This is a genomic window from Collinsella sp. TF07-1 (genome assembly GCF_003437235.1).
In the GTDB taxonomy this organism is placed as follows: domain Bacteria; phylum Actinomycetota; class Coriobacteriia; order Coriobacteriales; family Coriobacteriaceae; genus Collinsella.
This window is the reverse complement of sequence record NZ_QSRV01000034.1, coordinates 488-12239: the sequence shown is the minus strand read 5'-3', so window position 1 is coordinate 12239 and position 11752 is coordinate 488. Positions and strand designations below refer to the sequence as shown.

General features: G+C 62.0%; 10 protein-coding genes. 6 read left to right on the top strand and 4 right to left on the bottom strand.

Features of this window, described 5'->3' with window-relative positions:
* Nucleotides 1-577 precede the first annotated feature (577 nt).
* The 3 genes from ppk1 (at nt 578) to DXC67_RS10760 (ending at nt 4870) form a co-directional block, all read left to right on the top strand.
* Nucleotides 578-2986 carry a polyphosphate kinase 1 gene (gene ppk1, locus DXC67_RS09700; RefSeq protein WP_117638213.1) on the top strand — a complete coding sequence of 803 codons (2409 nt, stop codon included), beginning with the start codon at nt 578-580 and terminating at the stop codon, nt 2984-2986.
* Between the two features lie 98 nt (nt 2987-3084).
* Nucleotides 3085-4413 carry a 23S rRNA (uracil(1939)-C(5))-methyltransferase RlmD gene (rlmD, locus tag DXC67_RS09695; RefSeq protein ID WP_117638212.1) on the top strand — a complete coding sequence of 443 codons (1329 nt, stop codon included), beginning with the start codon at nt 3085-3087 and terminating at the stop codon, nt 4411-4413.
* A 178-nt stretch (nt 4414-4591) separates the two neighbouring features.
* Nucleotides 4592-4870, top strand: coding sequence for an IS3 family transposase (locus tag DXC67_RS10760; protein ID WP_199407134.1), 279 nt, complete (start codon nt 4592-4594; stop codon nt 4868-4870).
* Nucleotides 4871-5045: 175 nt separating this feature from the next.
* Here DXC67_RS10760 and DXC67_RS10705 read toward each other — a convergent pair whose 3' ends face one another.
* The 4 genes from DXC67_RS10705 to DXC67_RS09675 form a co-directional block, all read right to left on the bottom strand.
* Nucleotides 5046-5828, bottom strand: a complete 783-nt coding sequence (locus tag DXC67_RS10705; protein ID WP_233503224.1) for a PTS transporter subunit EIIC — start codon at nt 5826-5828, stop codon at nt 5046-5048.
* On the bottom strand, nt 5807-6493 hold the full coding sequence (locus DXC67_RS10700) for a PTS transporter subunit EIIB (protein ID WP_233503223.1): 687 nt from the start codon (nt 6491-6493) through the stop codon (nt 5807-5809). Before DXC67_RS10700 ends, DXC67_RS10705 begins: the two co-directional genes overlap by 22 nt.
* Nucleotides 6494-6524: 31 nt before the next feature.
* The gene (locus DXC67_RS09680) at nt 6525-7955 is read right to left on the bottom strand and encodes a 6-phospho-beta-glucosidase (RefSeq protein WP_117638211.1); all 1431 of its coding nucleotides are present in this window, start codon (nt 7953-7955) and stop codon (nt 6525-6527) included.
* Nucleotides 7956-8077: 122 nt separating this feature from the next.
* The gene (locus DXC67_RS09675; RefSeq protein ID WP_117638210.1) at nt 8078-9058 is read right to left on the bottom strand and encodes an EamA family transporter; all 981 of its coding nucleotides are present in this window, start codon (nt 9056-9058) and stop codon (nt 8078-8080) included.
* Nucleotides 9059-9684: 626 nt separating this feature from the next.
* Between DXC67_RS09675 and DXC67_RS09670 the strand changes: the two genes are divergently transcribed.
* The 3 genes from DXC67_RS09670 to DXC67_RS09660 form a co-directional block, all read left to right on the top strand.
* Nucleotides 9685-10227 (top strand): DJ-1 family glyoxalase III, encoded by a 543-nt coding sequence (locus tag DXC67_RS09670; protein ID WP_117638209.1) that lies wholly within the window; start codon nt 9685-9687, stop codon nt 10225-10227.
* The gene (locus DXC67_RS09665; RefSeq protein ID WP_117638208.1) at nt 10224-10805 is read left to right on the top strand and encodes a nucleoside triphosphate pyrophosphatase; all 582 of its coding nucleotides are present in this window, start codon (nt 10224-10226) and stop codon (nt 10803-10805) included. The genes DXC67_RS09670 and DXC67_RS09665 overlap by 4 nt, the downstream gene beginning before the upstream one ends.
* A 100-nt stretch (nt 10806-10905) precedes the next feature.
* Nucleotides 10906-11752, top strand: an 847-nt coding sequence (locus DXC67_RS09660) for a P1 family peptidase (protein ID WP_199410726.1), incomplete at its 3' end; no start/stop codon positions are given.

The window sequence follows — 11752 nt, the reverse complement described above, 5'->3', positions numbered from 1 at the left end:
TCGGAAGGCACGTGCAGACCTTTCGTCATGGCCTCCTACCTTTCTTTCGGGCCTTTCGGCCGAATCTCTCAGCACCCTTCCGTAACGGGCGCTGCTTACTGACAGCTCTAGTTATATCCAAATTTCAACCGCAATTCCACCTCGCCCCCGAACGGTCAGCAAAGTACGATGAACGGTATATCGCATATGATTTCCCATGATACACTTCAGTTTCGTAAAGCAGATTTTCCTAGGTAAACGTTATTTTTCTAGGAAATCAAGCTTGAACACTCAAAGTTATCCATGATTCAAAATTGCATAGTGAAAACGGTTTTCTGCATATAAATGGCGCATGCCCTCGATTCGATCTACATTCGATTATATTCAGCTTGCTATCATTCTTATTCATACATTCTCATCAGTTGAATGAGGATATAGATCGCTTGCTCAAGGCACCGGACGTTAGTGCTTCGGCTTGTCAGCGTAAGAAGTAGGTAAAGATACCGTTCGCGCGATGCGTCTACGCCATAGGTCGACTAAATTGAGACAATAGGGAATAGTGTTAGGCTACCGTCCCCCGCAGGGACTGAACGGACAGATGCATATGCCGAGCAAAATCGAAAAGAAGCAAAAGGCCGCCAAGCTGCGCAAGCCGCCGCGTGATTTTTCGTATACGCAAAACCGAGAGCTTAGCTGGCTGCGCTTTGACAACCGCGTACTTGACGAAGCCTTCGACGAGACCGTTCCGCTGTTCGAACGTCTAAAGTTCGTGTCGATTTTCGAGTCTAACCTCGACGAGTTTCTCATGGTGCGTGTGGGCGGCCTGTCCGATCTGGCAGAGCTCAAAAAACAGCCTGTCGACAACAAGAGCAATATGACCGCCTCCGAACAGGTCGATGCTGTCATGGCAGAGCTACCCGGGCTCCTCACCCGTTGGGAGTCCATCTTTAAGAGCATCGAGGGCAAGCTCGACGCTCTGGGCGTTCACCGCGCCCGCATCGATTCGCTGACGCCCGAGGAGCGCACCTTCGTAACCCGCTACTTCCAGGCCTACGTGTCGCCGGTCATCTCGCCGTTGGTCATTGACCCGCGCCATCCCTTCCCCAACCTGCGCAACGGCGCGCTCTATCTGGCCTGTGGCCTGGACGGCGTCACCGACGAGGAGAGCCTGCTGGGTCTGATCGAGATTCCCACCTCGATGAACCGCGTGGTCGAGATCCCCTCGCCCACCGGCACCTACTCCTACATCTTGCTCGAGGACGTCATCCTCGCCTGCCTGGATAGCTGCTTTGGCTCCTATAAGCCGCTGGATCGCGCGCTGATCCGCGTCACTCGCAATGCCGATATCGACCCGGACGGTGAGGGCGTCGAGGAAGAAGAGGATTACCGCCAGCACATGAAGCGCATCCTCAAGAAGCGCCTGCGCCTGCAGCCGGTGGTGCTCGCCGTATCGGGCTCGCTCGAGAAGGCAACGCTCAAGACCATCCGCAAGGCGCTCGAGCTTTCTCGCCGCTCGGTCTTTACCTGCGATATCCCCCTTGACCTGGGCTACGTCTTTGGCATCGAGGGCAAGATTCCCGAGCACCTACGCAACGAGCTGCTCTTTACGCCGTTTAAGCCGCAGCCCAACCCCACCATCGACATGTCCCGCTCCATCCGCGAGCAGGTGCTGCAGCACGACAAGCTGCTCTTTTACCCTTACGAGGCCATGAATCCGTTCTTGGACCTGGTGCACGAGGCCGCATACGACCCCGAGTGCATCTCGCTGCGCATCACGCTCTACCGCGTGGCCAAACAAAGCCGCCTGTGCGAGTCACTCATCGATGCCGCCGAGAACGGCAAAGAGGTCACGGTGCTCATGGAGCTCCGCGCACGCTTTGACGAGCAGAACAACATCGAGTGGGCCGAGCGTCTGGAAGAGGCCGGCTGCACCGTTATCTACGGCTCCGAGGGCTTTAAGTGCCACTCCAAGATCTGCCAGCTCACCTATCGCGAGGGCATGGCGCTTACCCGTCTCACGCTGTTGGGCACCGGCAACTTTAACGAGAAGACGGCCAAGCTCTACAGTGACTTTATGCTCATGACCGCCCATCCCGGTATCGGCGAGGACGCCAACCTGTTCTTCCGCAACCTGTCGCTGGGCAACCTGCGCGGCGACTATCGCTTCCTGGGCGTGGCGCCCGTGGGCCTCAAGCCGCTCATCATGCGCGGTCTGGACCGCGAGATTCAGCGTGCCCTTGTCGGCGAGCCCGCCCGCGTGTTCTTTAAGCTCAACTCGCTGACCGACCGCGAGGTTATCGATAAGATCGCCGAGGCATCGTGTGCCGGCGTGCGCGTTGACATGATCATCCGTGGTATCTCGTGCCTCAAACCCGGTGTTCCGGGCAAGACCGAGAACGTGCACGTGCGCTCCATCGTCGGACGTTTTTTGGAACATGCGCGCGTCTATGCCTTTGGCGTGGACTCGGACATGATCTACCTGAGCTCAGCAGACATGATGACGCGCAACACCGAGCACCGCGTGGAGATTGCCTTCCCCGTGCTCGACCCCACCTGCCGCGCCCTGGTACACGAGTACATGGGCATGCAGCTGCGCGACAACGTGAAGGCACGAAGCCTGACGAGTGACGGCACCTGGGTTCCGGTGGAGCGCAAGGAGGACGAGAAGCCCTTCAACTCGCAGGAAGCTCTGCTGGAGCGTGCCTATCGCAACGCCGAGGCCGCGCCCGAGCCCGTCATTGAGGCAAAACCCGCCCCCGAGCCCGAGCCGCAGCCGGTAGCACCCAAGGTCCAAGAGGTCCAGGCGACCGTCATTGAGCCCGAGCCTGCACCTGCACCTCGACCCGAGCCGCAGGTCACCAAGCCCGCACCCGAGACGAGTGCCCATCGCGATAAGCCCGCTGGCAAGACCAAGGCCATCGAGCGCCATCACCCCGGCCGCGTGCGCATGGGCTTGGGCCTGATCGGTCTGGGTCTTAAGACGCTCATTACCGGCAGGACGAAATAGTCGTTTGTAGAAGCAGTTTGTAGAAGCGCCCCGCATTTGAGCAAAGCCTCGGATGCGGGGCGCTTTTCCCTGCTACCATGGTGCGGACAACAACGCGAATGACAGGCAGGGATATGAAGCTCACTATAGAATCGATGACCTACGGCGCCGACGGGCTAGCGCACGCCGACAACGGCAAGGCCGTCTTTGTGCAGGGCGCCGTGGCAGGCGACACCGTCGAGGCCGAGGTCGTACAGGACGGCAAGTCGTTCATGCGCGCCCGCACCACCGAGATTCTGGAGCCAAGCCCCGATCGCATTCAGCCTCCCTGCCCCTTCGTGAGCATTTGCGGCGGCTGCTCGTGGGGCAATCTCTCACGCACGGCACAGCTCGCCGCCAAGGAACAAAACCTGCGCTCCACACTCGAGCGCATCGGCAAGTTCGCTCCTGAGCAGGTCGATGAGTTGGTACAGCCCATCTGCCACACCAAGGACGACTGGGGCTACCGCAATAAAATCGAGCTCGAACCGACCGTCGTCAACGGTCGTGTGCGCCTTGGCATGCACGGTGTCGACCCCAGCAAAATCGTGACTGTCGATACGTGTCCGCTGTTCGATAAGCGCTTCCCGAAGGCGCTCAAATCGGTCGTCGGCGCACTCAACTATCTAAGCGGCAGCCATGACTTGGGGCTCGAACGCGTGGGCATTCGTGCATCGCGCCGCACCAAAGCGCTCGAGGTTGCGCTTTGGACGCCCACAGGCTCCTTTCCGCGCTCACAGGTCTCGCGCGTACTGGCGGACGCCGCTCATCCCACGAGCATCGTGCGTGTGATGAGCAAGGGCGAAAAGAAAGCACGCCGTGTCTCCAAAGTCGAGATGCTCGCCGGCGAGGGCTCGTGGACCGAAAATATCGCCGAAGGCCAGATGCGCTTATCTGCCCCGTCGTTTTTCCAGGTCAATACCAAGGGCGCCGAGATTTTGATTGAGCTCGTTATGGACGCCCTCGATCCGCAGGAAGACGAGCTTGCCGTGGACCTGTACTGCGGCGCCGGTACCTTTACCCTGCCGCTCGCCCGCCGCTGCGATTTTGTCGCCGCCGTCGAAGCCTATGGCCCGGCCGTGCGCGATCTACGCCGTAACCTGGAGATTAACAAAATCGATAACGTCGACGTCATCGGCGGCGACGCGGTGCGCGAGTTCCCCGATCAGGACGCCGATGTCCTGGTAGTCGATCCGCCGCGCGCGGGCTTGGCGCCCGAGGCCATCGACCTCATCGCGAGCACGAGTGCCCGCGATGTCGCCTACGTGAGCTGCGACCCGGCGACTCTAGCCCGCGACCTCAAGCGCTTTGTCGAGGAGGGCACCTTCTCCCCCGTCAAGATCACGCCGGTCGACCTATTCCCGCAAACCTTCCACTGCGAAACCGTCGTCCACCTCAAGCGTAACTAGACCGTTTGCCCAAGACCACGCCCGATGATTTTTCTGGGACGGGGATAAAAAAATTTGTTCTGAATGATTATTTAATCCCCGTCCCGAAATTGAACCGCCCCCTCATTTCTTGGACATTAGAAATGAGGGGGCTTCTTTATGGACGGGAAAGTCGGACACGACGCCACGCTGAGGACTCTTGCAGCAGAGTTTTGCGACAGGGGATACGGGCGCACCGAAGGCCGAAGGGCGCCCGGACCCGGCCGGGGCCGGCGGCGCGCGAGGGCGAGCTCTTGCGACGGAGCTGCTGCCCGGGCGCCTGAAGGACGAGTTCTACAGGAACCGGACGTGGCGGAGCTTCGAGGAGTTCAAGCGGGACCTCCACGCCTACACCGTTCACTGGAACAAGAGGAGGCAGGTTAAGCAAAAGGGACTGACCCCGGAGGAGTTCCGGAATCAGTCCCCATGTGCGGCATAGGCCGCTAATTGACCCGTCTAAGTTTCGGGGCGCAGTTCATTTCAGCGCCGCCCGAGAAAGCTAAACGCCTTCTGACAGGTTGTCCCGGGCCGAGGGCGGCCACCTTGATCGCCCTCGGCCCTCACCCACCTCAACTGCTCCTCAATTACATAGAGCTGATTGAGGAGGGCGCAAGCTAGTGGGCGCCTTCCTCCTCGTCGTTGGGTCGGTAGGTGATGAACTCGATAACAAAGGCCAGGACGGCGGAGATGAGCGAGGCGATGATCGCGAAGATCATGTGGGAGATCCCGGCGCCACCAGGGGTCCCGTCGATGAAGTTGAGCAGGTTGAAGACGCCGAGGCCGCCCGAGATGTACATGAGAGCGCCAGTCATTCCCACGATAGCGCCGCCCACGGCGGAGCTCAGGCATGCCACGACGAACGCGCGCTTGTTGGGGAGGGCGATGCCGTAGATGCCCGGCTCGGTGACGCCGAAGAAGAAGGCGGAGATCATCGCGGGAAGGGCGATGCCGCGGAAGCGCTCGTCCTTGTTTCTGAGGTACATGGCAAAGATGACCGCTCCGAGTGCGAACCCGTGGCCGATGGTGGCGGCGAGCACGCTATCGTGGCCGAGGGTGTTCAGGTTCATGATGGAGATGGGGATGAGGCTCCAGTGGAAGCCGAAGATGACGAGGCACATCCACAGTCCGCCGACTAGGGCGCTGCCCAGGACGGAACCAACCACGGGGAGCTGGAAGATGAACGAGAACGCCGCGCTCAGCAGGTTGGTGATGAGGGTGGCCACCGGGCCGATGATGAGGTAGCCCAAGACGATGGAGACCGTCATCGTGGCGAGCGGGACAAGGAACATCTTGAGCGCAGCCGGCATCCAGCTCTTGAGCCAGCGCTCAAGGATAGAGCCGAACCACACCATGAGAAGGACGGGGATCACCGAGCTCACGTAGCCGGACACGGGCATGATGATGGGGAGCCCGGGGCGGTGGCGTACCACGAGAACGTGCCGGCCACGCCGAGGTCGATGCTGCCGAGCGCCTCGCCCGAGGTCAGGGCGACCATCGTCGGGTAGAGGAGCGCCACGCCGATTGCCACGCCGGTGAACTCGTTCATGCGGAACTTGCGCGCGGCACTGAACGCCAGGGCGACGGGAAGGAAGTAGAAGAAGCCGTCAGCCACGGTGTAGAGCAGCGTGTAGAGGCCGTCGTTTGCAAAGGCCGGGACGAAGTAGGTGATGAGGGCAAGCAGTCCCTTCATGATGCCTGCGGCGGCAAGCGGTCCCAGGATGGGCTGGAAGATGCCAGAGATGAGGTCGATGATGACGGAGGCAACGGTCTTATCGCCCTGGGGCTCGTCGTCGGCGCTTGCGCCGCCCGAGAAGTTGCCGGCCTCCAGGACCGCGTCGTAGACGTCCTCGACGATGTTGCCCACGACCACCTGGTACTGGCCGTTGGCCTGGATGACCTGGATGACGCCCTTGAGGGCCTCGATCTTGGCCGTGTTGGCGCGGGACTCGTCCTTGAGTTTGAAGCGCACGCGCGTGATGCAGTGCGCGACGCTGGCGACGTTCTCGGCGCCGCCTACGTTCTCGAGTATGGATCTGGCCAGGTCGTCGTATTTTTCTGCCATTATTTTCTCCTTAGTGATATTGCCCGGGTGGTTAGCCCAGGTCGCCTCCGTTGGTGGCGATGGCCTGTTGATACCAGTAGAAGCTCTTCTTGCGCCTGCGCTCGAGCGTGCCGTTGCCCAGGTTGTCGCGGTCCACGTAGATGAAGCCGTAGCGCTTCTCCATCTCGCCGGAGCCCGCGCTCACGAGGTCGATCGGCCCCCAGGTGGTGTAGCCGAGCATCTCGACGCCGTCCTGCTCGATAGCGTCGCGCATGGCCTCGATGTGCTCGCGCAGGTAGGCGATGCGGTAGTCATCCTCGATCGTGCCGTCGGGAAGCACCTCGTCATAGGCGCCGAGGCCGTTCTCCACCACAAAGAGCGGCTTCTGGTAGCGGTCCCAGAGGTCGTTGATCGTGATGCGGAACCCCAGCGGGTCGATGACCCAGCCCCAGTCGCTCGTGCGCACGTAGGGGTTCTCCACGCCGGCGAAGGCGTTGCCCTCGGCGACGCCGCCCACGGAATCGGGGTCGCCCGCGGTACAGCGCGAGGAGTAGTAGCTAAACGAGATGAAGTCGACGGTGTTCTCCGCAAGGATGCGCTCGTCCTCGGCGGTCATGCCCACGTCGATGCCCTCGCGCTCGAGCATCTTGAGCGCGTAGCCGGGGTAGTGCCCGCGTGCCTGCACGTCCACGAAGAAGAGGTCCTCCTGGTTCTTGACCTGCGCTGCACGGACGTCCTCGGGACGACAGGAGTAGGGGTAGTAGCTTCCCGCGGCGAGCATGCAGCCAACCTTGTTCTCCGGGTCGACCTCGTGGGCGATCTTGGTGGCCCAGGCGCTCGCCACGAGCTCGTTGTGCGCGGCGCGGTACTCGGCCTCGCGGGCATTCTCCCCGGGCTCGAGGACGATGCCGGCGCCCATGAAGGGACGGTGCAAGATCATGTTCATCTCGTTGAACGTGATCCACCAATGCACGAGGCCGCGGTAGCGGTTGAAGAGCACCTTCACGAGCCGCTTGTAGAGCTCGATGAGGGCGCGGTTTCGCCAGGCGCCGTACTTCTTGACGAGGTGGATGGGGCAGTCGAAGTGCGTGATGGTCACGAGGGGCTCGATCCTGTGCTCGCGGCAGCAGCGGAACACGTCCTCGTAGAAGGCGAGCCCGGCCTCGTTGGGCTCCTCCTCGTCGCCATTGGGGAAGATGCGGCTCCAGGCGATGGAGAGGCGAAAGACCTTAAAGCCCATCTCCGCGAAGAGGGCTATGTCCTCGCGGTAGTGGTGGTAGAAGTCGATGCCCGTCTGGGCCGGGTAGTAGTACCCGGGCTCGAAGTCGAGCATGCGCCTCAGGCCGCGGCTTACGTCGTTGCGCTCCGGCCCGTGTGGGATGACGTCGACGTTGGCAAGGCCGCGGCCGCCCTCGTCATAACCTCCCTCGCATTGGTTGGCGGCGGTGGCTCCTCCCCAAAGGAACCCTTTTGGAAATGGCATGGTGCCTCCTTCTCTCTGGCGCCCCCATCTCTGCGGGGGACGCTTTATAACGTCCTTGCGGCCTCGCGCGCCTGGCCCGTGGCCCTTTCCCTGATGCGCGCGGGCCGCCTGTGAAGGGGTGACTAGCTGACGGCTTGTCCTGCGGCGGCGCGACGTGCCTCCCGGCCTCCAAGCAGGGAGGGGACCTGTGCCAGGCACACGCCGGCGAGGATGATGGCGACGCCCAGCCACTCGACGACGCCGAGCGGCTCGCCGAGGACGATCATGGCGATGAGCAGGCCGGCGGGGAGTTCCGCGGCGGCCATGACGGTGGACAGGCCCGCGGGCAGGTGCGGAGAGCCCATGCCGAAGAGCAGGACCGGGCAGAGCATGCCAAAGAAGCCGGCGATGACGGCAAAGGGCAGGATGCCCTGGGCGAGGACGCCCGAGACGACGTAGTCCGGACACACCGTGAGCGACATGACCACGGAGCCCGCGCATACGATGACGCCACGCTGCTCGGACGAGCAGGGGGCCTCGACCTTGCCGGAGAGGGTGACAAAGAGGGAGCAGGACACGGCCGCCCCCAGCGCGCAGAGCAGGGCCACGGGGTCGTACCCGGTGATGCCGGTCTTGTAGACGCCGCTGGCGAACACCGTTCCGAAGACGATGACCAGGGCGGAGGCCACTTGGAGGAGCCTCGGCGGCCGGCGCGTCATGACGGTCTGCCACACGAGCCCCAGCCACGTGAACTGGAAGAGGAGCGTGAGTGCCACCGGGGCGGGCAGCACGCTCATGGCGTAGCAGTAGAGGATTGAGGTGAGGCAGGTGAGGGCTCCCAGGCCCATGAGCTTGAGGGCGAGCTTCCAGCCCACGCGCTGCCAGCGGTGCCCGAGTGCGTGCCCTGCGAGCGTGGCGAGGGCGAAGAAGAGGCAGCCGAACCACGCCTGGCTCGCCACCACCTGCGCTGAGGTGAAGCCCGCGGCGTAGGCGAGCTTGTAGGTCGTGGCCATCGCGCCGTAGCAGGCGCCGCCCGCAAAGACCTGGAGCGCCGCCTTGACCTGCCCCGCGCCCGCGGCTCCCGCCTCGGCGGTCTGTTGCTTGATTGTGTTTGTTTCTGCCATTAGGCTCCCTTCCGTCTGCTGTCTTGCAGATGCACGTCTCGTGCGTCTGTTCCCTGCAGTCGGAAGGTGGGCTCGTGCGGTCTTCTGGCGGTGCATGTGGTACCTGCTGCCAAGACGAAAAAAGCCACGCAACCGACTGCTCGGTTGCGTGGCAAAAAGGTGGCTAGCGCCCAGAAAAGTCCACGCGTTTTTAGACTGGGACAAAGTACTACAACAGGTGAGATTCCGTCAAGAAAAACCGAAGAAAAAAGTGAGCCTCTGCCCGCCGTACCTGTAGCGGTCGTTTCCCCGAACGGGGCGGTGCTGTTGGGGGCTGTCTCGATCTGTAACAGTAAGACCCGGTTTTGGTCCGTAGATGTTACAGATTTAGACGTTTTGTCGGGGCGGTTTCCGTTTGTCTTGATCTGTAACAGTTAGGGGTCAAAAGTGGGTCTAGATGTTACAGATTGAGATTGTTGAGGATGGGTGAGGGTAGCTAATTCGGACGGGGGGATTTTAGCTACCCTGCAAGTGGGGTAGCTAAAATAGCCCCGTCCCTTTTTAAACAATGGAAAATCGAGCGTGGCAAGCGGAGGTCTTCGGGGTATAAGACGGCTAATTGTATGCCGCCCATGAAAGGAGCCCTCATGCCCAGCGTTGCCGTTCTCGCCGCCGATGGCTTTGAAACTATTGAATGCTTGACCATGGTCGATGTCATGCGTCGCGGCGGCGTGCGTGCCACGCTCGTCTCGATCATGCCCACGCGTGAGGTCGTAAGCTCGCTGCAGATCCCCGTGACCTGCGATGCGCTCTTTGATGAGATCAACTTTGACGAGTACGACTGCGTCGTGCTGCCCGGCGGCCTGCCCGGTGCCACCAACCTGCGCGCCGATCAGCGCGTCTGCGACGTGGTCTGCGAGTTCGCCGCGACCAAGCACGTTGCCGCCATCTGCGCCGCCCCGTTTATCCTGGGCGAGCTCGACCTACTCGAGGGGCGCCAGGCCACGTGCTTCCCTGGCTTTGAGAAAAGCTTCCCCGAAGGCGCCTATACCGGCGAGAAGGTTACGCAAGACGGCAACATCATCACCGCCAGCGGCATGGCCCAGTCGCTCCCCTTTGCGCTTGAGCTGCTGCGCACACTCGCCGGCGACAAGGCCGTCGAGAAGGTCGCCGAGGGCATTCAGCTATGATTTTGGCTTCGCAATCACCGCGCCGCATCGAGTTGATGCGCGAGGCGGGCTATGACATTCACGTGATTCCCGCAGATATCGACGAAACGCCTTTTGATGGCGAGGCCCCGCTTACGCTCGTTGAACGCTTAGCACGCGCCAAAGCCGCCTCCGTTGCCGCCGAGCATGCCGAGCCCAACGAACTGACCGTCGCGGCCGATACTATTGTCACCTTCGATGGCAAGATTCTGGGCAAGCCGGCAACCGAGGACGAGGCGCGCACCATGCTCCGCGAGCTTTCGGGCCGCACGCACCAGGTCGCAACCGGCGTCTGCATCGTTAAGGCAGGCGACACGGCCGCTCCGCATGCCGCCGAGAGCCTGTCGTTTGTCGATGTGACCGACGTGACGTTCTATGAGCTTACCGAAGAGCAGATCGAGCGCTATGTTGCCTCCGGCGAACCCATGGACAAGGCCGGGGCCTACGGCATCCAAGGCACAGGCGGCCGCATGCTTGTGCACGATATTTCGGGTGACTTCTACAACGTGGTGGGCTTGCCCATCGCTCGCGTCGCACGCGCGATTCAAAAACTCTCGTAATTGCATCTGGCGCTGGTTATCCCCCAGCGCCTACAATTTTGCCGTACCGTACGGATCCCGACCGGGCATAAGGCCCGGCGGAAAACCGATAGGAGAAAACATGGACACACTGCTCGAAGCCATCGATGTTTGCAATGTCGATGGCTTTTGCTTTGGCAACTATACGGACGAGGAGGCTGGCACCGGCTGCACCGTAATCGTGGCGCCCGAGGGTGCCACCGGTGGCGTTGACGTACGTGGTGGCGCCCCCGCTTCGCGTGAGACCGACCTGCTGCGTCCCGAAAACACCGTCGATAAGGTCCACGCCGTCTGCCTTTCGGGCGGATCGGCCTTTGGCCTCGAGGCTGCAAGCGGCGTGGCCCGCGAACTCGAGAGCCGCGGCATTGGTCTGCCCGTCGGCCCCACGCAGGTGCCCATCGTGTGCTCCAGCTGTATCTTCGACCTTGCCTTTGGCGACCCCACCGTTCGCCCCGACATTGAGGCCGGCATCGCCGCCGTGCGCGAGGCGCTCGACAACACCCCCACCATGCTCGAGCAAGGCAATGTGGGCGCCGGCACCGGTGCCACCGTAGGTAAGCTCATGGGCCCTGCCACCTGCATGAAGGCCGGCCTTGGCGCTGCCGCCGTGGCGCTCGGCCCCATCAAGGTGGGCGCCGTGGTCTCGGTCAACGCCTGCGGCAACGTTGTCGACCCCCTCACCGGCGAGTGGGTCGCCGGCATGCGCGCCTCAGCCGATAGCGACCAAATCGTCGATATGGAACTCGCAGCCTTTGCCGCCGCCGGATCCATGCAGATGCCGCTCGACCGCACCAACACCACCATCAGCTGCATCGTCACCAACGTGGAACTCACTAAGGCACAAGCCACCAAGGTCTCCCAGATGGCCGCAGACGCCTACGCACACGCCATCCGTCCCACGCACACCACCAACGACGGCGACACCATCT